23 protein-coding genes, 1 pseudogene and 1 CRISPR repeat array are annotated in these 24133 nt (G+C 39.9%); of the genes and pseudogenes, 13 read left to right on the plus strand and 11 right to left on the minus strand.

The genetic code is table 11. The features are described from left to right. A pseudogene (locus tag B0B05_RS16825) lies at positions 1-301 on the plus strand (IS5/IS1182 family transposase); the annotation flags it as partial. 11 nt (positions 302-312) lie between these two features. Here the strand turns inward: B0B05_RS16825 and B0B05_RS11735 are convergent. Then, complete coding sequence (locus tag B0B05_RS11735) at positions 313-1167, minus strand: helix-turn-helix domain-containing protein (RefSeq protein WP_076783832.1); 855 nt, start codon at positions 1165-1167, stop codon at positions 313-315. A 190-nt stretch (positions 1168-1357) separates the two neighbouring features. Between B0B05_RS11735 and B0B05_RS11740 the strand changes: the two genes are divergently transcribed. The 9 genes from B0B05_RS11740 (at position 1358) to B0B05_RS11780 (ending at position 10300) form a co-directional block, all read left to right on the plus strand. Beyond that, complete coding sequence (locus B0B05_RS11740) at positions 1358-2470, plus strand: L-dopachrome tautomerase-related protein (RefSeq protein WP_076783866.1); 1113 nt, start codon at positions 1358-1360, stop codon at positions 2468-2470. A gap of 113 nt (positions 2471-2583) precedes the next feature. Then, positions 2584-3573, plus strand: a complete 990-nt coding sequence (locus B0B05_RS11745) for an aldo/keto reductase (RefSeq protein ID WP_076783833.1) — start codon at positions 2584-2586, stop codon at positions 3571-3573. Positions 3574-3583: 10 nt separating this feature from the next. Continuing rightward, positions 3584-4654 carry an L-dopachrome tautomerase-related protein gene (locus B0B05_RS11750; RefSeq protein WP_084173948.1) on the plus strand — a complete coding sequence of 357 codons (1071 nt, stop codon included), beginning with the start codon at positions 3584-3586 and terminating at the stop codon, positions 4652-4654. A gap of 13 nt (positions 4655-4667) precedes the next feature. Continuing rightward, positions 4668-5522 (plus strand): aldo/keto reductase, encoded by an 855-nt coding sequence (locus B0B05_RS11755; RefSeq protein ID WP_076783835.1) that lies wholly within the window; start codon positions 4668-4670, stop codon positions 5520-5522. A 21-nt stretch (positions 5523-5543) separates the two neighbouring features. Continuing rightward, complete coding sequence (locus B0B05_RS11760) at positions 5544-6908, plus strand: amidohydrolase family protein (RefSeq protein WP_076783836.1); 1365 nt, start codon at positions 5544-5546, stop codon at positions 6906-6908. Between the two features lie 46 nt (positions 6909-6954). Continuing rightward, the gene (locus B0B05_RS11765; protein ID WP_076783837.1) at positions 6955-8100 is read left to right on the plus strand and encodes an aldo/keto reductase; all 1146 of its coding nucleotides are present in this window, start codon (positions 6955-6957) and stop codon (positions 8098-8100) included. Positions 8101-8109: 9 nt separating this feature from the next. Then, a complete protein-coding gene (locus B0B05_RS11770) occupies positions 8110-8553 on the plus strand; it encodes a hypothetical protein (RefSeq protein ID WP_076783838.1) in 444 nt (147 codons plus the stop codon). A 34-nt stretch (positions 8554-8587) separates the two neighbouring features. Continuing rightward, a complete protein-coding gene (locus B0B05_RS11775; RefSeq protein ID WP_076783839.1) occupies positions 8588-9430 on the plus strand; it encodes an NAD(P)-dependent oxidoreductase in 843 nt (280 codons plus the stop codon). Positions 9431-9448: 18 nt separating this feature from the next. Then, positions 9449-10300, plus strand: coding sequence for a putative quinol monooxygenase (locus tag B0B05_RS11780; RefSeq protein WP_076783840.1), 852 nt, complete (start codon positions 9449-9451; stop codon positions 10298-10300). 7 nt (positions 10301-10307) lie between these two features. On the opposite strand, the gene B0B05_RS11785 is transcribed toward B0B05_RS11780, so the two are convergent. Further along, positions 10308-11540 carry an MFS transporter gene (locus tag B0B05_RS11785; protein ID WP_076783841.1) on the minus strand — a complete coding sequence of 411 codons (1233 nt, stop codon included), beginning with the start codon at positions 11538-11540 and terminating at the stop codon, positions 10308-10310. Positions 11541-11654: 114 nt separating this feature from the next. On the opposite strand from B0B05_RS11785, the gene B0B05_RS11790 reads away from it, so the two are divergent. From B0B05_RS11790 to B0B05_RS11800, 3 genes are all read left to right on the plus strand, one after another. Continuing rightward, on the plus strand, positions 11655-11861 hold the full coding sequence (locus B0B05_RS11790; protein ID WP_076783842.1) for a hypothetical protein: 207 nt from the start codon (positions 11655-11657) through the stop codon (positions 11859-11861). Between the two features lie 214 nt (positions 11862-12075). Further along, positions 12076-12261 carry a GlsB/YeaQ/YmgE family stress response membrane protein gene (locus tag B0B05_RS11795; RefSeq protein ID WP_076783843.1) on the plus strand — a complete coding sequence of 62 codons (186 nt, stop codon included), beginning with the start codon at positions 12076-12078 and terminating at the stop codon, positions 12259-12261. Between the two features lie 108 nt (positions 12262-12369). Continuing rightward, positions 12370-15255, plus strand: coding sequence for a reprolysin-like metallopeptidase (locus B0B05_RS11800; protein ID WP_076783844.1), 2886 nt, complete (start codon positions 12370-12372; stop codon positions 15253-15255). A gap of 173 nt (positions 15256-15428) precedes the next feature. Then, positions 15429-15984: a CRISPR direct-repeat array (repeat unit 30 nt; unit sequence ATTTCAATTCAAGTATTGTGCGATTAAAAG). Positions 15985-16191: 207 nt separating this feature from the next. On the opposite strand, the gene cas2 is transcribed toward B0B05_RS11800, so the two are convergent. The 9 genes from cas2 to B0B05_RS11840 form a co-directional block, all read right to left on the minus strand. Next, entirely contained in the window at positions 16192-16455 is a 264-nt protein-coding gene (gene cas2 / locus B0B05_RS11805; protein WP_076783845.1) for a CRISPR-associated endonuclease Cas2, read from the minus strand. After that, entirely contained in the window at positions 16456-17460 is a 1005-nt protein-coding gene (gene cas1b / locus B0B05_RS11810; RefSeq protein WP_076783846.1) for a type I-B CRISPR-associated endonuclease Cas1b, read from the minus strand. 3 nt (positions 17461-17463) lie between these two features. After that, positions 17464-17706, minus strand: coding sequence for a hypothetical protein (locus tag B0B05_RS16445; protein ID WP_143746010.1), 243 nt, complete (start codon positions 17704-17706; stop codon positions 17464-17466). After that, positions 17687-18235, minus strand: coding sequence for a transposase (locus tag B0B05_RS11815; RefSeq protein WP_076783847.1), 549 nt, complete (start codon positions 18233-18235; stop codon positions 17687-17689). The genes B0B05_RS16445 and B0B05_RS11815 overlap by 20 nt, the downstream gene beginning before the upstream one ends. A 5-nt stretch (positions 18236-18240) precedes the next feature. Further along, positions 18241-18747 (minus strand): CRISPR-associated protein Cas4, encoded by a 507-nt coding sequence (locus B0B05_RS11820; protein WP_076783848.1) that lies wholly within the window; start codon positions 18745-18747, stop codon positions 18241-18243. A 241-nt stretch (positions 18748-18988) separates the two neighbouring features. Continuing rightward, positions 18989-20053, minus strand: a complete 1065-nt coding sequence (locus B0B05_RS11825; RefSeq protein ID WP_076783849.1) for a CRISPR-associated protein Cas7 — start codon at positions 20051-20053, stop codon at positions 18989-18991. A gap of 20 nt (positions 20054-20073) precedes the next feature. Beyond that, on the minus strand, positions 20074-21396 hold the full coding sequence (locus tag B0B05_RS11830; RefSeq protein WP_076783850.1) for a hypothetical protein: 1323 nt from the start codon (positions 21394-21396) through the stop codon (positions 20074-20076). Beyond that, entirely contained in the window at positions 21393-23540 is a 2148-nt protein-coding gene (locus B0B05_RS11835) for a CRISPR-associated helicase/endonuclease Cas3 (protein ID WP_076783851.1), read from the minus strand. The genes B0B05_RS11830 and B0B05_RS11835 overlap by 4 nt, the downstream gene beginning before the upstream one ends. Beyond that, on the minus strand, positions 23540-24130 hold the full coding sequence (locus tag B0B05_RS11840; RefSeq protein ID WP_076783852.1) for a hypothetical protein: 591 nt from the start codon (positions 24128-24130) through the stop codon (positions 23540-23542). Before B0B05_RS11840 ends, B0B05_RS11835 begins: the two co-directional genes overlap by 1 nt. Positions 24131-24133: the final 3 nt, after the last annotated feature.

The raw sequence follows: 24133 nt of genomic DNA on the forward strand, positions 1-24133 counted from the left end.
AAGCACTCCAAGAAAAAAAGACACTGCTTATCAAAAGCAGACAAAGCGCAAAAAATTTAGAACCAGAGCGGCAATAGAACCTATCATCGGACATTTAAAAACCGATTTTAGGCTGGCAAAAAATTACTTCATGGGAGAAACGGGACCACAAATCAATGCATTACTAGCTGCAACCGCTTGGAACATGAAGAAAATGATGGAACTACTGAAACAGAAAATTATTTTCTTATTTTATAAGATACAAATTATGCTGTTTTCTAATCCTGTTTTTAAAAATAAATTAAATAGTGGGTTTTGTTAAGGAACGACTAATTAGGCGTCTGTGTTAGAATTTTCTCCTTTCAGCTTATAAGAACCCAAAGTTTTGTGTTTCTTATTTTTAAAATAATGTGACAGGTGGCTTTCATCTGTAAAACCAAACTCGTAAGCAATCTGCTTGATTGTGTTTTTTCCTGATTCTATGCGTTTTTCGATTAGCGCCAGACGGTATTCATTGATATAATCTCTCAAAGAAATCTCAAAATTCCTTTTGAAATAACTGCTGAAATATTTTTCCGAAATATTAAAGTGAGATGCCAGATTTTTGATCCGGATTTTATCCGGATTATAAATATGTTGATGCAGGTACGTGATAATATCTTCTTTATCCGGCAAGCCGTTATCTATCCTGATATTCATCTTGGCAGTCAGCTCATTGATCAAACCAAAAATAGAAAAAAGCTGATAAAAAATAAGCGGCGATGAGGAGACATCTCCGGTTACATTATAATCCAGGATATTCTCAATAATCCTTTTCAGAATCAATTTTGAGGTATTGTCAAATTTCAGTTTTTCCTCTTTCAGCAGCTGATGCCGCATAATAGTTTCCGGATTGTACTTCATAAAAATATCCGGAGAAAGAAATTTGTTGGTCTCAAAATACTGTTCAGTGAATTTTATAAAAACCATTCTGGACCGTGTGGCAAAATCCAGATAATGCTGATCTTTTGGCGAAATCAAGAACAGATCTCCAGCCTTATAACTCATTACGACGTTGTTTAGGTAATGTTTACCTTTCCCTTTTATCACATACACCAGTTCATAATAAGTATGGCTGTGCGTTGGCAGATGAAAGACGTCTTCTTCCAGATCATGGATGACCAAAGTGTCAAACTGTTTTTTCTTCATTAGACAAATTTAGATTAAAAATACAAATTTTTATATTAATTATACAAAAACCAATTTTTATTATTTGTTAGCCCTTTTATTTTTACATTATAAGGCATATTAATTGTTTGTCAATGCATTAAATAAGAACAAACTCATATTAATTTTTGGTTCTTGGCCTCCAATTCCTAAAAAATATAAAAATATAATTATGAAAAAAATAACTCTTATCCTTCTGATTTTAATAAACGCGATTACTATGAAAGCTCAAAACAATCCGGCACAGACCATTGCTTCTATCAACCCACCTGATCCCGATCCGTCAGGAATCGCAGTAAGTTCAGACGACCGTGTTTTTCTCGGTTTTCCGCGTCATGCAGATAATCACAAAGAATTTGCATTGGCTGAGCTGAAGAACGGGCAACTGACCCCTTTCCCGAATAAGGAGTATGTATATCCTTCCAACAAACCGGTTAAAGACTGGCTGGTTTCTCCTCACGGAATGTACATCGACAAAAATGATATTTTATGGATTTTGGATGACGGAAAAAGAACCGGAATCGATGAAATCCCGGAAGGTGCAGCCAAAGTGGTAGCCATTGATATCAAAACAAAAAAAATAATCCAATCTTTGGTCATCCCAAAACCTGTTTTGCGAAGCACAGCGCATTACAACGATCTGCGGGTCGATCTGTCACACGGTAAAAACGGAACCGTTTACATTGCCAATTCCGGTTTTGGAAAAGATTTTTCTCTGGTGATCATTGATGTGGCAAGCGGTAAAGTGAAAGAAGTTTTGAGAGATCACAAAACCACTTCACCAGAACCTAACTTTTTGGCATTTCTGGAAGGGCAACCCCGTCGTCAGGAAAATAAAAAATGGAGTGCCCCGGGAGGTGGTGCCGACGGAATCTCTATCAGTCCCGATAATCAGACCCTTTATTGGACCACCATTTCCGGAAGAAATCTGTACAGCTTGCCGACTTCTGTTTTGAGTGATTTTTCAACATCAGATCAGGATATAGAAAATGCGGTGAAATTTGAAGGCCAGCATCCGGCTTGCGATGGTTTGGCAGAAGATGAAAACGGCAATATCTTTTTCGGTGCCTTTGAGCAGCAGTCGTTGGTAAAAAGAACAACTGATGGTAATTATGAGGTTGTTTCTCACGACAAAGACAATTATGTTTGGCCAGATGGTTTAGCTTACAGAAATGGATATCTGTATGTAACTCTTGGGCAATGGAACCGTTTGGCCAGTTTCAACAACGGAAAAGATCTTAGAAAGCCTCCATATCTGGTTAAAAAAATAAAAGTTACAAAATAGTTGTTGGTTGATGGTTGTCAGTTAAGTGTTTACATATAGAGACAAACTGTCATTCCGATGTCTGTTAGAATCTAACTTCTCATTTTAAAATCTAAAATTTAAAATTCATTATTATGAGCAATACCATTTTGAAAAAAGAACACGAGTTAGGACTGGGAGGCGTTCCCATCGGAACTGCGTTTGAAGATGTTTCCAACGAGCAATCTCAGAAAGTTCTACAGGAAGCCTGGGATCTTGGCATCCGTTATTACGATACTTCGCCATGGTACGGACTCACAAAAAGTGAAAGACGCTTTGGCGAGTTTTTGAAAGATAAAAACCGGGAAGATTTTGTGTTTTCCACAAAAGTTGGCCGTCTTTTTACGCCAGTTTCCAAATCCGAAGTTCCGCCAACGATGTGGAAAGATCCTTTGGATTTTGATTTCAAACATATCTATACAGCCGATGCCGTTAAAAAATCTATCGAAGACAGTCTGGAAAGAACCGGTCTGGATTATATCGATATCATTTACATCCACGATTTGTCCGAAGATCAGGTCGGCGACCGCTATGATTATTTCCTAAAACAGGCAAAGGAAGGCGCTTTCAAGGTACTTTCAAAATTGCGTGATGAAGGCGTGATCAAAGCTTGGGGAATGGGTGTCAACAAAATTGAACCTATCCTCGACTGTATTGATGCAGCCGATCCTGACATTTGCCTTTCTGCAACGCAATATTCCATTCTGGAACACGAAGATGCGGTAGACCGTCTGCTTCCCGCCGTGAAAAAAGCTGGTGTGAAACTGGTTTCCGGAGCAGGTTATAATTCCGGATTTATAGCCGGCAGAAACCGTTACAATTACAAAGAAGTGATCCCAAAAGGGATGACCGAAAAACGCGATAGAATTGCGGAAATCGCCAAAAAATACAATACCGATATTATTACAGCAGCCCTTCATTTTGTTCTGGCTGCAGATGAATTTGCTTCCATCATCCCTGGTACAAGCAAAACCACGCAGGTTAAAGATAATGTAAAAGCCTGGAAAGCAGAAATTCCTGTTGATTTTTGGAGAGAATTAAAATCCGAAGGATTGATTTACGAAAAAGCACAAATACCTTCATAAAAATTAAATAATGTTAAAAACAATCCTATTGACTTGTATGTTGGGAGTTAGCCAGATAGTTAATGCACAAAAAGCTCCTCAGCTCAATGTTGTAGCTACAACTTCTGAGAGGAACTGGAATGGCATTGCCGTTTCTAATGACAATAGGTTATTTGCCAATTTCCCTAGGTTTGATAAAGCTTCTGATAATCCTTCGTTGGTAGAAATCAAAGATGGTAAAGAAATCCCATTTCCTCAAAATGAATGGAATATGTGGCAACCCGGTAAGAATCCGGAAAATGCTTTTGTATCACTTAATGCCCTGTACATCAACCGTGACGACAACCATCTTTGGGTAATAGATCCGGGAGACCCGTTTTTTGAAGGCAATATTCCTGGTGCTCCAAAAGTTGTTGAAATTGATCTCGCAACCAATAAAGTCATTAATGTTTTTCTGATGGATAATCAAATGGCTCCTCAGGGAAGCCACCTCAATGACATCCGTATTGACGGTCATTGGGCATTTATCACAGATTCAGGAACTGGTGCCATTCTGGTACTTAACAGAGATACAAAAAAGGTTCGCAGACTGCTGGCTAATTCCCAGGTAACAAAGGCGGATCCCAATGCACAAGCTTATATAGACGGCTATCGTTTGCAGGATAAAAACGGCAAAGCACCTGTAAGTAATGCAGATCAGATAGAACTTTCGCCCGATAAGAAGACACTTTACTTTATGGGTTCTTTTGGACCCAATTTATACAGGGTTGCAGTAGCAGATTTATTAAATGAAAATCTGTCAGAAAATGAACTGGCTCAAAAAATAAGCATAGACCGAAAAATGAAACCTGTCGGAGGAATTGTGATGGACAAAAAAGGAAATCTGTATCTATCCGAAACCGGAACCATCCGATGTGAAAGCCCAGACAAAAAAACACTTTGGACCATCAAGGATAAGCGCTTGGTTTGGCCCGATGCCTATTCTATAGCTCCGGACGGAACATTTTACCTGGTAGTAGCACAAATTTCCAGTATGCCAAAAATGCGTGGTGGTAAAGATCTGAGGAAACCACCGTATTACATTTTCAGTTTCAAACCTTAAAAATTAAAAAATTATGATTAAAAATATCACGCTCAACGACGGGAACAAAATACCACAACTGGGGTTTGGAACGTATAAAGCTTCTGAAGAAGAGGGTATAGAAAGTGTAAAATTTGCGCTTCAAAACGGTTATCGTTTATTGGATACCGCAGCCAAGTATGGTAACGAGGAAACTGTAGGCAAAGGCATTATAGAAAGCGGGATTCCCAGAGAAGAAATTGTCCTGACGACCAAAGTCTGGAGAGAAAATCTCGGCTATGACAATACCAAAAAAGCCTTTCAGGAATCTCTGGATAAACTCAAACTGGATTATATTGATCTGTATCTCATCCATTGGCCTGCCAATGCCAAAAATTTCGATAACTGGCAGAAAACCAATGCGGAAACCTGGCTGGCAATGGAAGAATTACAAAGCGAAGGAAAAATAAAATCCATTGGTGTCAGTAATTTTTGGAAGGAACATCTGGATGCGCTTCTCCAAAGTGCCAAAGTAGTCCCGGCGGTTAACCAGATCGAATTCCATCCCGGATACTGGCAACCCGAAGTGACAGAATTTTCTAATGATCTCTCAATCGTTATAGAAGCCTGGTCGCCGTTGGCCAGAGGAAAAGTTTTCAAAAATGAAACCCTGAAAAACATTGCTGAATCTCACGGAAAATCTGTTTCGCAAGTCACATTAAGATGGATTATCGAAATGGGAGCGCTTCCGATCCCAAAATCTACCACCAATGACCGAATCCTCGAAAACCTGGAAATTTTTGATTTCAAACTTTCCACCGAAGAAATTTCTGAAATCAGTCATCTTCCGCAAATGGGTTTCAGCGGTGAACTACCCAACGAATGGCCCGATGTTCTGAAAGTCGATTAATAAATTTTAAAAAGTATTTATATGAAAAAGTTACTTTATTCATCAAGCTTATTTCTGTTACTCATCAGTTTTTTTGCGCATTCGCAACAGAGAAAACCGGCGGGCAACAGATCTACATTATTTAAGAATGCCAGCATTATTTCCGGCAATGGCAGTGATGCAAAAACCGGTGACATTCTTGTCTCTAACGGGAAAATTGCAAAAATAGGGAAAAACCTGACAGACAAAGCATCAGCAACAGTTGACCTGAAAGGGAAAACTATTATGCCTGCACTCATTGCGGCACACATTCACCTGGGATTGTTGAAAGGGACTAAAAACGCAGCCGAGAATTATACTGAAGAGAACATTCTTTCCCAACTTAAAAAATACCAGGACTATGGTGTTCTCAATGTTTTGGCGATGGGAAGTGACCGCCCACTGATTTTCGAAAACGGTTTCCGGGACAGGTCGTCTGCCGGAGAATTGGACGGCGCGAGGATGTACAGTGCCGGTTACGGTTTTGGGGTTAAAAACGGCGCCCCACCTTATGAAGTGGGAATGGATAAAGTTTACAGACCTACATCTCCGGACCAAGTCCCTGCAGAGATGGACAGCCTTGTAAAAGTACATCCAACCGTGGTCAAACTTTGGGTAGATGATTTCAACGGCAAATACCCCAAAAAGATGGATCCTGCGATCTACAAAAAAATAATTGAGGAATCCCACAAAAGAAACCTGCGCGTTGCAGCCCACGTGTACTATCTTGCCGATCTTAAGCTATTGGTAAAAGACGGGGTTGATATTATCGGACACAGCATCCGCGACAACATTATCGATGATGCAACCCTGAATGACATGAAAGCCAAAGGCGTCACTTATATCCCTACCCTTTCTTTGGATGAATTTGCCTACATCTACGCCAAAAAACCAGAGTGGATTAACAACGAATCTTTCAAAAAATCTTTGGAGCCTGGCGTTTATGACAAGATCACCTCACAGGCTTATCAGGATGAGCTTAAAAACAGCCCGCTTTTTGAAACCAATATCAAGGCCTTTCAAACTTCTTTGAAGAACGTAAAAAGAGTTTATGATGCCGGCATACCTGTCGCATTCGGGACCGATTCGGGGGCAATGTTTCTCCGTGCACAAGGCTTCAGCGAGCATCTTGAACTGCAGCTTTTGGTAGAAGCCGGATTGACACCCAATCAAGCTATCACCATCGCTACGAAAAATGCAGCGAAAGCCATTGGCATTGATAAGGACTTTGGGACTTTAGAGGTTGGAAAAACCGCAGACTTCCTGATTTTGGATGCTAACCCTTTGAAAAATATCAAAAATACCGAGAAAATCAATGCGGTATATAAAGCGGGTAAATTGGTTTCTAAAGGACCATTAGCGCAATAACATCATTAACAAAAAAAGAGAACCTGAACTGTAATTAAAAAAAGCTATGGACAGAAGAAAATTTTTAACACAATCATCACTGCTAACAGCAGGATTAGCAACGGGCGCTGGTTTTTCCGCCTTTGCTTCATTGCCTAAAAAAGAACTTCAGGATGCCCACGAAAAAACTATTCTCGATGATCTTTTTCCACAAAATGCAGCCAACCGTTTTCGCCCGAAAACGAAAAATGGTTTTGGCGGAGTTGCCATTGGAAATGGCTTCAACATCAATCCCAATAATGAATGCCTGGACACGGTAGAAGCGGCCTGGAATTCCGGGGTCCGTTATTACGACACTTCGCCGTGGTACGGCTTGGGTTTAAGTGAAAGACGGCTTGGTTTAGGTTTAAAGGATAAAAAAAGAGACGAGTTTACCCTTTCCACCAAAATCGGGCGACTTTTAGTTCCTCATGAAGATTTCAAGGTAACCCAGGGAATTTGGAAAGGAAAATTCAATGACTCGTACAAGTATGATTATACGGCTGAAGGTGCCAGAAGAAGTGTGGAGGACAGTTTGCAGAGATTAGGGCTTTCGTCTTTGGACATTGTTTTTATCCATGATCTGTCGCCGGATAATGGTGATATGAAAGAAGACTGGCTTAAGTATTTTGATATCGCCGCAAAAGGCGCAATGCCGGAACTCACCAAGATGCGGGAAGAAGGCCTTATCAAAGGCTGGGGCTTAGGCGTTAATACCATCGAGCCGATTCTGAAAACCATTGAGGCAGCAGATCCAGATATTTTTCTGTCGGCCTGTCAGTATAATTTGATTAAACACGATGACCTTTTCAATAAAGTTTTTCCGGTTGCGGCCAAAAGAGACATTTCTTTTGTCATCGGATCGCCACTGGCTGCCGGATTTTTGGCAGGGAAAGACCGCTATCTTTATAAAAGCGACTTCCCTCCTGGAGTGAAAGAAAAATTAGCTGCTTTACAGAAAGTTGCAGCGAAACATAAGGTGGATCTACGAACTGCGGCGTTACAGTTTTGCGCAGCGCCGGATATTGTTTCAGGCGTAATTCCCGGTTCACATACGGTACAGCAATCGACTGAGAATTCAAAATCATTTGCTGTCAAAATACCGAATGACTTTTGGGAAGACCTCAAGAAGCAAAAGCTTATTTTGGATGGCGTAACAACTCCTAAATCTTAACATTAAGATATGAATTTGTCATATTTGGCAGGCGTGTGGTATATTGTTTTATCGAATTTCCCAATGTGGACAAAAGGCGATAAGATAAAACCAAACTTCAATTATAATATTGAAACTAAAAATGGAATCCGTGGACTTTCAGATGAAGTTAAATTCCTGAAAAACGGAAAAACGAAATCTATAAAAGGATGGGACAGACCAACCGATCAGGAGAATACTAAATTTATCTGGCGCGGTTCGGGTCTGCTGTCTATCGCTAAAAGCCAATGGGAGATATTATACAGAAGCGAAGATTTTTCCTGGATGGTCATCCACTTTGAAAAAACCCTTTTCACACCAGAAGGTTATGATGTGGTTTGCAAAGACCCGAAAGATTTCCTTCGGAATAAGGACCAGATCTTTAAAAAATTAACAGAACTAAAAATTACAGGATTACAGGAAATCCCTCAGTAATTAATTCATTTATCAACTATAATCTAATAACACAATGGGTACAGAAAAAATAGGATTTATCGGCTTGGGCAATATGGGACACCCGATGGCCAAAAACCTGGAAAAAGCAGGCTTTCCACTTTTCGTTTACAACAGAACTGAAGAAAAAGCAGAAGATTTCCGATCCAAATCCACCGTTTGCCAATCGGTGGCAGATTTGGTTAACGAGGCGGATATTATTTTCACGATGCTGACCAATGACCAGGCCGTGGAAGCAGTTTATAAAGACATCCTCAAAAATGACCTGTCCGGAAAACTGTTTGTAGATATGAGCACCATCTCTCAAAAAGTGTCCAGAGAAGTGGGCGATGCTGTAAAAATAGAAGAGGCTCATTTTATAGACGCCCCGGTGGCGGGCAGCACAAAACCGGCAGCAGAAGGCACGCTTATCATTATGGTTGGCGGAGAAAACGATGATGTACAAAGAGCAACACCTTACCTGGAAAAACTCGGAAAAATAAAACATCTTGGTGAAAATGGTAAAGGTTTGGCCGCGAAAATATCCATCAATTACTTTCTCGCAATGATCTATGAAGGTCTGGCAGAAACGGTTTTACTTTCTGATAAACTGGGGATTGACCGCAAAGCGATGCTGGAGATCATCAATGAAAGTGCGAGCGGAAGCGGCGCGACCAAAGTAAAAACGCCACTTCTCCTGGATGACAATTTTGCACCCGCTTTTGCCCTGGATCTGATGCTAAAAGACATCCGATTGGCAAAAGATGCCGGTGCCGATTACCCCACAGGCACAAGTATCCTGAAAACGTATACGGAGGCCAGTGAAAAGGGTTTTGGAAAAGATGACGTCATAGGCATCATCAATTATCTGAAAAAATAATCTTTAAAAATTAAGAGTATGAAGAAAGCAATCTTAATGACTGTTCTCATTTCGGCGCTTTCAGTCAGTCAAACAATAACAGCACAAATGCCGACACCAACACCCAATAACATCAGCCTGGAATATCAGCTGGAAAAAGAAGCGGCAGGTATTGCAGTAAGCGATGACCACCGTGTTTTTATCGCATTGCCAAGAGGTGGAGAAAATCATCAACTGCCATCTGTGGTGGAAATGGTGGGACAAAAAATGATTGCTTTTCCGAATGAGGAGATTAATAAAAATACCAATTCGGATTACAACAGCCATTTGGTTTCCATTCTGGGAATTACGATTTACAAAAACACACTATGGATCCTGGACCAGGGGAAAAGAGCCGGCGTTGACGGCATCCCCGATGACTCTACCAAAGTGGTTGCCGTGGATATCAACAGCAAAAAAGTCATCAAAAACATCCCGATTCCGAAACCATTTTTCAGGGAAACCATTCAGCTGAATGATCTTCGGTTTGATCCAACCCACGGGAAAGAAGGAACGATTTATATTTCCAACAATGGCTTTGCAAAACCCGATCAGTCGCTCATTGTGATGGATGTAGCGACCGGAAAACTGCGGGAACTGTTTAAAGACATTCCGGAAGTGTCGCCCGCAAAAGGTTTTATAAGCTATGTAGACCACAAAGAGCAAGGCTGTGTACAGTACGACCTGCATCAGGACCAGGACCAACCGGAAGTTTTCTTTTTCTACGAAAGATGGGAAAGCCGTGAGATCCTGGAGCAGCATTTGAAGACCGACCATCTCAACACCTGGGGCGACCAACAAAAAGAACTGCTAGCTGCCCCCATGGAGGTTTTTATAATGGATAAGCTTTAGAAAACCGCTATTTCTCTTTGCCTGTTTCCCTCAGGAAGGTGCAAAGAAATATAGCGATCCCTATGGCAATAATGAAAAAGAAACAAGACTGCTGGAAAATCGCATTTTTGTTAACCGCCATATCCAGTTTTGAAGCAAAAAGATGCGTAAACACAGGAGACAGCAATGACGTGACCCCAAAGACCAAAAAGTTGATGGCTCCTGTTGCGCTTCCTTTAACTTTATCGGGGTTGACTTCCTTAATTGTTGAATACGGCAGCATTGCCGCACCAGACCCTACGCCCATAAAAAACAGGCTCATACCGGGCCCCATCAGGTGGGGTAAAAACGCCAGCTGCAGCAGGCAAAGAATCATTACCACCGCACCACCTGCCAACACAGGAATCCTTTTTTCAAATTTGTCGGCTAACCACCCGAACAGCGGGCAACCAATAGCCCAGCCTATCGGCACCAGCGCACAGGCCACCGTCGCCTGCCCGTGTGAGAGATGCCTGGCCTGCTCCAGGAAATCCACGCCCCATATCATGGCAAAAATAGTGGTAGGCGCAAATAATAACCCGGATGCAAAACCACAAAGCCAGCTCTGCCAGTTAGAAAAAACAATTTTATAATTCGCCAACAGAGGTTGTTTGCGGACTTCTGTAAACTCATCAGTATTAGTCTTAGGTGTAAAAACAAAGGCCAGTACGCCTAAAACCAGTGATGATACGCCAAAAATAATCCAAAGGGAATTGTAACTGTTGCCAGATGTGAGGTAGCTGTTGCTTAGTTTTTGCCCGGCAGAACCGCCCAGCATCCCGAGCGTCTGTGTAACGCCGATGGCTGTCGCAAGATTTTTGCCCGAGAAGGCTTTGACTGCCAGGAATACCGAAGCCGGGAAAGCAATGGCCGACCCGAGGCCCTGAAGCAATCTACCAGTGTAGCCCAAAAAGTAGTTGGAACTGATGAAAAGGACACAACCCAGCGCCAAGAAGATAATGCCTATCGCCAGCGGATGCTTGGCCCCAATCCTGTCCAGCAACAATCCGGCAGCAAGGCTACCTACCGAATAGGTGATGTAATAGGCACTGATAATCGCACTGACCTCGGTGGTGCCGAGATTGAAGTTGCCTGTCAGCTGCGGGATCATCACACTTGGCGATGAGCGCACCCCGTACTCTAACGCGTAAAACAGCAAGGCTAAAATCCAGGGAATAAAAAAAGGGCTTTTCAGAAAATTGAGTTGTTTGTTGCTGGTCATAACAGAAATTATAATGTGTCCCAATGGGCATCTTGAGCCATAGAGGCTAGTAAAATGTGATATTAGAGAAAATGCTTTGCCAAAAAAAGCAATCGAAAAAAAATATCCCTAAACATGACAATTATCATTACATCGCCACCCATCAATCAACCACCATCACTGTTTATCAATTTGGCAATAATAGACCGGATTATTAAGAATGATACAATGGTAAAAACAAATCCCATCCATGAACTATCCATGGCTTTGGTATGGCTTTACTATGGCTTTGCTATGAATGGAGAATCCTTAAAGGATGGCTTGCTATTTTGGGAAAACTGAAAAATCCTGAATTAATGGGCTTTCCCGGTGAAAGGTTTTCTGTACCTGAAACCTAGCTATCGTCTGGAAAAGCCTATGCGAGGATCCGGGCATGTTGTGAAAATTACGAATTTGATAATTGAGATTGAGGGGAGAGTTACCCGTATACTACCTTTCCAGGGTAGTTTTGTTATTTCAATTCAAGTATTGTGCGATTAAAAGAAATAGAAATAAAATGACAAATTTATTAAAAGCATATTTCAATTCAAGGATTGTAGGTGCTTTTATAGGTGGTGCAATCGGAACATATGTCCTCGGCTGGGGTGATGTAGACTCTTTTTGGAGCCCAAGAAGTTGGCTATTGGCCATTGGTGGCTCAGTACTATTATTATTTATTTACAGTATGCTCACCAAAAAGTAAATTCAACAATAATAAATTTTTTTTACATTTTATTGCAAAAGCATCAGGTTTTATGATGCTTTTTTAAATATTAAATTATATATTTGAAATGTCAAAAATTTATTAATAATGAAGAAAATCTTTACTACTCTCCTTTCTTTTGGGATGGTGGCTGGTGCATTAGCTCAGTGGACACCTACAGCAATGAAAGGTGAAAATCTACGGCAAAATGGAGCAACCAAGTTTTATTCTTTGGATGTTAACGCTATTCGCGCACAATTGCAAAATGCCCAACTTACAGGGAAGGACAGCAAACCAGTAATCATTAGTGTACCAACTTTAAATGGTAAAATTGAAAGATTTAAAGTCTACAGTTTACCTGTAGTGGTGCAATCTTTGGCAGACAGATACCAATTGGGATCTTATGTAGGAACTGGAGTTGATGATCCAGAAAAGTACATCAGATTCTCTGTAGCTCCAGACGATTTCCAGTCGATGATCATTAAAAATGGCGTTTATGAATTTGTAGAACCACAAAACAAAGAAAAAACGGTTTATGGGGTCCATCCAAAGACCAACAAAACCAGTGGAGCAAGCGGATCTTGGCTTTGTAATAGTACCGAGCCTCTTGTAACAAAAAAGGAAATAGAAAAGCTTGCAAATGGTTCTAACTTTACCAACAGTGCAACCGATTTTTCCAAAGCATCTGATAAAAAATATAGAACGATGCGCCTTGCGATGTCTGTAAATGGTGAATATACAGCGTATCATGGCGGTACTGTTGCTGGGGCTTTGACAGCTATTAATGCGACTTTAACCCGTTGTAACGGAATTTTTGAAAATGATTTTGCACTGCATTTGATTTTACAGGATTTTCCCTCTGTGATTTATACAGATGCTAGTACAGATCCCTATTCTACGAATTTGAACGAATGGAATCAGCAATTACAAACTACATTGACAACTAATGTTGGAAATGATAATTATGACATCGGTCACATGTTTGGTGCTTCTGGCGGTGGTGGTAACGCTGGCTGTATTGGGTGTGTGTGTATTAATCCAACCACGACTACTCCATTAGGAAAAGGATCTGGAATTACTTCACCAGCAGATGGTATCCCAAAAGGAGACAACTTTGACGTAGATTTTGTAGCCCACGAAATGGGTCATCAATTAGGTGCTAACCATACTTTTTCTATGAGCCTAGAAGGAAAAGGTCAAAATGTGGAGCCTGGATCAGGATCTACCATTATGGGATATGCAGGTATCACTGGTGCGACGGATGTTCAGGCACATTCAGATCCATACTTTCATATCAACAGTATTATACAGGTACAGGACAATCTTACTTCTAAAACCTGTGATATTGAGACGGCAGTAGCAAATCAGCCACCAGTAATTGTTGCTATGCCAGACATAACCATTCCTAAGAGTACTGCTTTCGTATTAACCGCGCAGGCAACTGATGCGGAAGGAAACCCTATTACATATTGCTGGGAACAAACCGATAGTGCAACTTCTACGACCAGTACAAGCAATTTAGGGAACAATACCAATGGACCTACATTCAGATCTTGGAATCCTACAACTGAACCAGTTAGATATTTTCCAAAACTTAGTACTGTTCTTGCAGGAAACTTAAAAAGCACTACAGATTGGGAAGCTGTTTCTACAGTTGCAAGAACAACCAATTATAAAGTAACGGTACGAGACAATAATCCCGACAAGACACAACAACAAACTCAATATGGCACTCAAAGAGTTGTTGTAGGAACTGCGGGACCATTTAAGGTGACATCTAACAAGGTTTACAACAATGTTGTAGCTGCTTTCACTTGGAATCCAGTGGGAACAACTGCTGCGCCATATAATGTAGCGAATGTAAAAATAGATTACACCACTGATAATGGTAATACTTGGACTGTTTTAGCAGCATCTACTCCTAATGATGGAACAGAGGAACTGAACTTTAATACGTTCGCTACCAATTCTCAACTTACAATAAGAGTTTCCGCTTTAGGTAATGTTTTCTACGCTGTTGGAAAAGTTACAGTTTCTGAAATGATGAATTGTAATGGAACAGCTCCAGCTGGTCTTGCAGCTTCAGAGATTAGTCAGACCGGTGCAAAAATAGATTGGGATGCTGTAGCTAATGCCACTTATACATTAAGATATAAAAAAGCTGCTGATACCAACTGGACAGAGGTTAACAATCTTACAACTAATACTTATACGATTTCTGGATTGGTATTAAGTACAGCTTATGATGTGAGTGTAGCTAACGTTTGTAGTGGATCAACTGGTGCTTACGCCACCACTAATTTTACAACAAAAGAAATTGAATATTGCACTGCGGGAGCAACTTCTACAAGTGATGAGAAAATATCAAATGTAACTTTTGCAAACATTAATAATAATTCTACTTCTACAGCAGGATATGAAGACTTTACTGCTGTTACAGGAAATGTAAATGCTGGTCAGACTTACAATTTTTCAGCATCATTTTCCGGAGCTTCTTATGATGAGGACCAAGTGTTAGTATGGATAGACCTAAACCAAGATGGTGATTTTGATGATGCTGGTGAGGGAGTATTGGTAACAACTGCAAAGAAATCTCCATGGACAGGAAGTATTGCAATACCTGCTACTGCAAAAATAGGACAAACAAGAATGAGAGTACGTCTTCACGATTCTACATCAGGACCTAACGCTACTCCTTGTGGTACATCCGATTATGGACAGGTAGAAGATTATACTCTGAACGTTGGTCAGCTAGCCGTTTCTGATGTTAAGAAAAACTCGGTAAATGTGTATCCTAACCCAGCAAAAGATATCATTAATATTTCTAATGTATCTTCAAAAGCTCAGTTCGAGATCTATTCGGTTGGTGGTCAATTGGTAAACCAAGGAATAACAGACGGAAAAGTGAATGTTTCTAAATTAACAAAAGGCGTTTACATCTTAACTGTCGAATCTAACGGAGAGAAATCTCAAACTAAATTCATCAAGAATTAATCAATAATTCTATCAATAGAAAACCCCGAATAATATTCGGGGTTTTGTTTTTTTATGACGGCCGACGATTTCAATTCAAGTATTGTACGATTAAAAGATGATATTGCAATAATTGTAATGATGACGTTACCATAATTTCAATTCAAGTATTGTACTTCCAGGCTTTCATCCTCATTTCAATTCAAGTATTGTGCGATTAAAAGCATAATACCGGAGGTGATAAACTGAAAAATTCCTTCATTTCAATTCAAGTATTGTGCGATTAAAAGTTTCGCCAATAATATTTCATTTACACCTAATACCACATTTCAATTCAAGTATTGTGCGATTAAAAGTTTTCTGGCTTGAGTTACGTTGCTGATATCCATCAATTTCAATTCAAGTATTGTGCGATTAAAAGCGCCATCTTCGTAAAAAGTTTACAGATTATGTACAAAATTTCAATTCAAGTATTGTGCGATTAAAAGAAATCTGAGAATTGCTCAGGAGATCGATGAGATGTATTTCAATTCAAGTATTGTACGATTAAAAGTAAAATTCTGAACTGTTAGTTTTTGAGGTGCTCCTTATTTCAATTCAAGTATTGTACGATTAAAAGCGGGGGCTTTAGCTGGCGGATTGTGTGGGTATTACCTATTTCAATTCAAGTATTGTACGATTAAAAGCAGGCAGAATACCATTATGTCAATCCCGTTGGGAATTTCAATTCAAGTATTGTACGATTAAAAGCCGTGCTTTCGACGACTAAAAAAACGCCTTTTTAAGGTGTATTGTGCTGTAAAAATAATAAAAAAAAGGATGCAAAAATTGTCGACCTCCGATAAACGGTTTTTACCGGACTTTCGACAACCTTCTCCGGGCTGCTTCTATAAAGGTTTGTTTATTTTTTCGATAAGTCAAAGAACTCCGTTCCCGTATCAAGATACGATTCGACAACTACAAAAAATTGTCTAAATCATTTTTTTCATTGCCTACTACTTCTTTTTCCAGCCATTTTTCGTTCCGGCTTTTGAAAACAATTAAGCTGTCGGTTTCAATGTCCATAATTTCTCTGGCCTTAAACTGCAGTTCTTTTAATTTTACTTCGGTGATAGCCCCTTCAAAAACAGAATTCTGAATCCAGTTCAGGTATTGCCTACACAGTTTAAGCATTTTCCCGACCCGTTTTTCCCCGATGTCGTATACCAAAATCACATACATCTACCACCAGGTTTTAAAAGGTTTGTACTCTTCCATATTAAGCAAATGTTTGGTAAGTTTGTAGCATTCCAGTTTCACCAGGTGCTTGTAAGTTACGCTGCGTTTCAGTGAGCGGTGCTTAATGGTTTCATTCAGCCGCTCCTCAAATGCCCTTACGAAAATTTTGCGGGCAGCATCCTTCAATACAACTCCGTTCATTTGAACATCAAAATCCCTGGCCTGAATTTCCTTTTTATTCAGCACCCGGAAAATTACCCTGTCTACCAAAATAGGTTTGAAAATCTCTGCTAAATCCAGGGCTAAGGAATATCTTCTGTAGCCGGGCTCGTGCAGAAAACTGATGGTAGGATTCATTTGGGTATGGTAAATCTGGCCGAGGCATAACGTATAGCACATCATGTTTCCAAAAGACACCAAGGCATTGACTTCGTTTTTGGGAGGCTGTTTGCTGCGGCCGTTCATCGCAAAATCATTGAGAATTACATCAAAGGCATCGTAATAGATCTGCCGTATATTCCCCTCAATCCCCATCAGTTCGTCAATGGCTTTTGTTTCCGGGATGGCGCCTGAAAATCCGGAAATGGTATCAATATAAGGTTGAACTTCTTTGCCTCTGGATTGGTAATACTTCAGGTTTTTAATGATGTTAAAAGCAGCACCTTCCACCAATTTTTGCGCAATGACCTGGCGTTTGGATTTTGATAAATAATGCTTGGTCTGTTCGATCTGCATTTTGCCGGCCAGTAGATATTCTTTTGGCTGGAAACTTCCCGTGTAATGTTCATAATAATCGAAGAAATGTACAGTAATGCCCATTTTCCCCAAGAAATTATACAATGCGCTGTTGGCATCGAGGGCTCCGAAGCAGAATAATTCCGACACACCTTCTACAGGGATGTATTTTGGCTGCCCCTCGGTACCGTTTTCATCTACAGGGGTAAATTTCAGGGTATTGTTTTTGCGGGACATTCTGCCGGGATTGAAGAGGTAGTAGGTTTTTTTCATGGGTTATTTATTTTGATAGAGACGTTGCATTGCAACGTCTGTACGGGTAATGCAGCGTCTGTACGGGTAATGCAACGTCTGTATGGGTAATGCAACGTCTGTACGGGTAATGCAACGTCTGTACGGGCATTGCAACGTCTGTACGTGCAATGCAACGTCTGTACGGGTAATGCAACGTCTGTAAGGGCAATGCAACGTCTGTACGGGCATCGCAACGTCTGTCCAATTAGAAAAAGAATTTATCATTACCCCAATTTTCAGGATTATGGATGATATAATTGGCAATACGTTGATATTCCATTTCATCACGAATGACCCGATCATGAAAACGAGATTGCCAGGCGAAATTTAATACAGGATTTTGCAGGTTAATATTCTTGGTACACACCGATTTATAGGAACGGATAATGGTGGAAACCGAACCTGGTTTTGGTGAAATATCGGACATGAATTGGTTGATTTCAGGTGATTCTATAGAGACGTTGCAATGCAACGTCCCTACAAGGTCTGTCAAAATCACTATCCCATGAATATGATTCGGCATCACCACAAATTCACCTAATTGCGCGTTTTTAAAATGCCCGGGGATTTCTTTCCAATATTTTTCTGCTAAAATACCCGCATCGGATAATTGCATTTTATTATCTTGTACATTCCCAAAAAAACACAATCTATCTTTGGTGCAAATGGTAATGAAATAAGCACCTGCATTGCGATAATCCCAATTTTGCCATCGGGCAGATGGAATGCGGTATTTGTTTCTGAATAGGGACATAAGGTTTATATTTCGGTAATATAACAAAGTTCATAATAGCTGCAACTTTTACAAATACCCTTTTGCAACAGCGCCGGACAGGTTTCTGAATCAATAATACGATGTGTTTCTTTTTCCCACTCTGCAGTCTCTGCAACATAACTCTCATCCCAATCCAATACTTCCCGTTGCTTCAGTTTAGGATATTCAATTATTGCTGATGGCGCCTCTATACCGTTTCGTGACAATACTGCGAGGTAATATTTTACCTGTGCCAAATGAGCCTGCTCTACTTTGTCGGATTTTTTTACTTCATGCACTACTTTGTTTTTGGCATCATAGAAATCTATTTTGATACCCTCGATAGCCAGTTCTGTATATTTTCTTGCCCGGTCTAAGTAAGTGGTTTCCGCTATGAGCTTTCCTTCTGCTACTATTTCAGAAGTGTGCTCCATCTGAATGCCGTTGGCAAACAGCCAAAGCTTGCGGTGGCAAGTGTGGAGATAGGCGATATGGGTTCCGGTGATAGGCATTGTTATAGTAAATAAGACACTCTAAAAAGGTGTTTAAAACCTCTTTAAATTTTAATTATGTTTCGATTAAAAAAATCAAATATCTATTCAGTGCCATAGGGGAATTTTTGTGTCAATTCACAATAGGGGCGATAAAGTTATTCAAGCAATAGGAACTGTGGCGGGGTTGACCGCATTTCAATTCAACTATGTTAGATTAAATTCTAACCTTCCATATAGATGATATGGAAGGTTAAAACATTTATGCTTTGATGAGTTGGTTTTCATAATCAAACGCCAAAATCCTATTTATCAATGCCTGCTCTGCACGTTCGAGGGCATCAGCAGTTTCACCTTTGGTGTGAATGTAACCACCGGCAGGTAAGGCTATAAATGTTTCTACGTTTGACAGTGACTCATCGATAATCGGGTCTGCTTTTCTGGAATCTTCTCCGGATAACTTGGCTCGGATACTGCCTGCAATCAAATTGGCATTATCGCTGATACTGATTGCCAATGTATCCATTAGACTAAATGTTCGTGACTGATTGGATGTAATTTTCCAGTTAACAATGGCTTTCGCTAATCCTTTAGCCCATTTTTCTCTGATTTCTTTTGGTGCTACCAGACAATCCCCGAATACATTTTTTGATGGTATCCAACCTGCATTTTTTAATTTGTCGATGGTTTCATCGGCCATTTCGGGTTCGAAAGAATTGAGGCCGACAGAAAATAATCTACGCAGGTCAATAGCTATGTCGGAAACAAACAATCCGGACGCTCTACTATTGTTGGGAATCCATTTTCTACTCAAACTTCTGTCCTTTCCTTCCAGAAAGGCTACGATTTCTTCGTCTGATAACTGATTGCCTTTTTCATCCCGAACTATTACAACATTATTGGGACGGTCACTTCTGTCGAATGAGGCATTATCGTTATCAATACCTGCTAAAAGTGGGTGTAACCCTCTCATTGCCGAAATAGACAATGGGCTTCTTCTCTTGAGAGTTCTGTCTTTGCCACCTTTTGCCGCCTTCATCCATCCTCCAAAAAGCTGGTCAACATAAGTAGGGTCACAGGTACCATATACTTCCCCTTCTTTTAGCTCTTTTTGTTTCGTTACGTCAAATAAGAAGGTTGTAGGACTTGGTGTTTCGTTCAACTCTTCACATATCGAATCAATAATAGAACGTTTTACCTGCTGCCCGCTCGAAAAAGGAACATATCTGCCAAATTGGGCATCATAATATGTTTTCTGACCATCAGAAACACAGAATACGGTATGTTCTGCTCTTTTTAGTGTACGGATATAAATCGTATTGCTCATATTTTTTTCTTTTAAAAAGTTTAAGATTGTTTTTCTGTAAATGCGTAATCGAATTTCATCAAGGTGTTGAAGTAGCCAAATTCTTCATTGGTCATCAGATGAATTTCATCTTTTAAATCCTTTAATTTCTGAGCATCTTCTACAGAAGAGCCTTCTACCATTTCCGCAAGAGCATTGATGAAAACCTTTTTTGATGTTTCACCAAACAGCTTTTTCTCAATGAGCGTTTTTCGTTCAGTGCCTTTTGCACCAAGCCTGTAACGTTGAATAAGCTTGGCTATTTCCAACGTATAATCTGTGATTTCTTCTTTGTTTTTTGATAACATAGCTACTAACCAGGTTTTATATGATTGATAATTAATGGTGTCTTCTTCTTTTTTGAAAGAAATGTTTTTTTCTTCGTACATATACTTCTTCAGACTATCCGGTCGTAAGGCGTTTAATCCAATGTTGCCCAATTCGCAAGCCCTTTTAATATGCATGCCAAAAAGGGATTGAAATTCTTTGGTTTCAAAGGCTTTTTCCGAATGAAAAAGTTTTTTGAACACATCTACAATTCGTCGTCCCGACTTTAAATAAATAGGTATAAAACCAATGGTTTTATTGGTCTGCCCAAAACTATAGACATAGGCATTCAGTGTTTTTTCCGGATAGAAATTGGATAAGCTAAAAAATAGATTAGACCAATTGACCGTATTAACTTCAACAAGGTTATTTTCGACTTTGAAAATATCTATACTTGGCTTTGATAATTCAACAAAGTCAAAATCATCTCTAAAATCTTTACCCAATTTGTAGGTTAGCCATTGTCCGTTCCAGGAGTTAATCTGATTACCTCTGAGTTTTTCCAAGGCATCGTCATTTAAGTATTTTCGATAACAGCTCCAGCCTTCATACGTTTCCAAAAGGATATTGGCATCATTGATCAATAATGTAAATCCACCAGCCACCCCAATGCCCAATCCTGAACCCATCCAGGAATAATACACATCATCTTCGGTGGTTTCTATCAAAACATCAGATACCAACCCAGAGGTACTCGCATATTCCTTCGTTTCGGAAGCGGGATAACCTATGGCAAAACTGGCGTCAGCCATTTCACCCGAAGCTTTTGCATACAGGTTTTGCAACTTTTCCAGTCGTTCTGCTACCGTTAATTTTTCCGGTTTCTGTCCTGATTTCATCTGTACAAAAGGAGAATTGGTCACCCATTGCATATACTTTGGATGGTTGAAAAAGAGTTCATAATATTCCTTTTCAAAAAACTCCTTAGCAGAATAATCCTTGCTGTACTTATCGTTAAATGCCTTTAAAAAGGTCTTCCCTATCAATGTTGTAATCATAAAAACCTATTTAAAACATTAAAATTTTCTTCCTTGATTTTACTTACATCCAATCCTTTCTCCGAATCATAAGCCATTTCGGGAATAATAAAAGGCTTATTCCCTTTTTGTGATTGCTGCATTTTGGCTACAGCGTAATAGTAAACCGGAATTTCCATTAGCAATCGCTTTTCAAAATCCCCAGTTTCATAATCCTCCACATCGGATTCAAGAATACAAGCCACACTATCTATATCCAACAACTCAAAGAGAATGGACTTTCCGTTGTGGGTCAGTTTATCCAGCGTCATCCTGCCATCTGTTTTGAAAACAGCATGTTCCTCAATACTCAGAAAATCAATGGAAGTGAAAACCTGGTCAATTTTGTGTTGTAATGCTCTTTCTTTTAAAAGCTGTCCATCTTCCAGTACCTCAAATGATTTCTGAACTGCATCAAAATCATAAGGTCTTGTTTCTTTTTGATTTTCGCCCGGCTTAATTATATATACATCTTTGTACTTACCTATCGTGTCTTTGGTTCGCTTTCTGTTGATACGGCCAAAACGCTGAATCAAAGCATCTAATGGTGCTGTTTCGGTAATCATCACATCAAAACTGATGTCCAGGCTCACTTCCACTATCTGTGTGGAAACGACAATACAAGCTTCTTCACTTGTATTGAATATGCCGGTCGGTTCTCCATTTTCGTCTAAGCCCAATAATTGCTTTTCCTTATCGTTCCTGTCCCCACGCTTAAAACGACTGTGCAACAGCAAGCTTGGCACATCAGGGTATAGCTCTTGTATTGTTTCAAATACATCCTGTGCATTTTTGACTTTATTCAGTACAATCAATATTTTCTGTTCGCTCGCCACAGCCTTCTGAATTATAGGCAAGGCTTCTTCAAAAGAGTCTATCTTGTGGGTGATATGTCGGTCAAATTCATCCAGTTGTTCATCGGTTAATTTCACTTCCAATACATCCTGACCTAAAATATCCTTAATTTTGTTATACAAAACAGAAGGCATTGTGGCCGTACCAATGTGAATACGACAATCCAGTTGTTTCAATATCTCAATGAGCTTCAATACCAATGCCTGCGAAACACCCGAGTAAGTATGGACTTCATCCAATACTACGTCGCATCCTTTGATGTCCAGAATCAAAGCTTCGTAACTTGCCATACCAAAAGCAAGGGTAGCTAACTGATGTGGTGTCAGTATTTTTACAGCCGAACCGAATAAGTTCTGCAATGCCACTTCCTCATCTTCCTTTCTTTTTACGATACAGGAAGAAGAGTGTAGCATTCTGATATCAATATCCGGGTTGTCTTTTTCCAAATCATTGCCGACACGTTTATACATGGCATTAATAGAAGCCTGAAACGGTAGCGTGTAAAATACCCTGCCTGTGCATCGTCTAAACAAATAGTCTGTTTTTCCCGCTCCTGTACTGGCCACTACAATCGTATGTTTTTTATCGGATAAAGCATCTTTATAGGACAGTGGAAATAAAGGATGCTGACGATTGTAAAACTTCAAATCGGGTGTTTTAAAAATTCTATTGGTTTCATCTTCGGTTTTGTCAATCAGTGCAGATGCAAAGTGGTCAGCCCCCATAAGCAAACCTCTCCATTCCGAATAACCTCTTTGCTTTACGGTATTTTCACAATATTCGATGCAATATTCTAAATTTTGTATTGCTTCACCTCTTGAAATAGGATGACAGGCAATGCCTAATTCTTTTAAAACATGTATGGCATCCAGGCTCCATTCTTCCCATTTGCCCAGGTGAAAATCAATATATGATTCACTGTTTTCATCTAAATCCAATAAGCCTTTTTCGCCTATGTCCTTTTTCACAGATTTGTGATGGGCCACCACCATTTCAATCAACACATCCCGTTGTTCTTGTGGAAAGGCGGACAGGAAAAACAGGGACGCTATCTCATGACGGAAGACTTTGTCTCTACGGTCTTTTCCTTTTAGTCTATCCCGAAAAAAAGGATGTGCTTTGCCAATATCGTGTAAAATTGCTCCATTCCAGGCTACAGATTCATCCATAGCTAGGTAACCTGCAAATCTTTTGGTTGTCATCGCAACGTGTTGCAAGTGGACAGGTAGTGGTGTCCAATCCGGAGCAGATTTCGCATAGATTTCTTCCATCAAGGGGTAGTATTTACGGGAGTTCCTACTATTTTTAACCAGCCATACATGGGCTTATTTGTTTTTCTATCATAGCCCACCTGAAAAGCATCTTCATTCTTTTCAAACATCAATTCAAACCCAGCAAAGCTTTCTTCATCGTTATCAAACTTGTCTGTTGAAGTTTCAGTTAAAGATGCTGGTAACAAAATATCTTCGTTTCTGCAAAGGCAGATATGTTGCCGAAAGGCCTGTTCGGCATCCTGCTTATCTACAAAAGCCAGGTGCAAAACCGGATTCAGTAGAACACCTCTTATCAAAATTGCTTTGGGGCGGTCAAACAAAAATTCTTTCCCTTTCCTTGTAGAGTTCCATCCTCTTGTCTGTATGACTTCCTGTTGCTGAGACACCTGCTGATAACTTAGGCGATGTCTTTTGACTTTCTTTATCCCGATTTCATTCAATAATTCCGGAAACAACTTTTTTTCAATTCCTTCTACTATACTTGGTGTAAGAAATTGCTGAGAAAAAGTTTCGCTATCACGAACAGCAGTCCAGGGCTTGATAAAGCCGAACTGTCCTGAATATTTTACTACATAGTATTTTTTCATAAT

The organism is Epilithonimonas bovis DSM 19482 (genome assembly GCF_900108115.1).
Taxonomy (GTDB): domain Bacteria; phylum Bacteroidota; class Bacteroidia; order Flavobacteriales; family Weeksellaceae; genus Epilithonimonas; species Epilithonimonas bovis.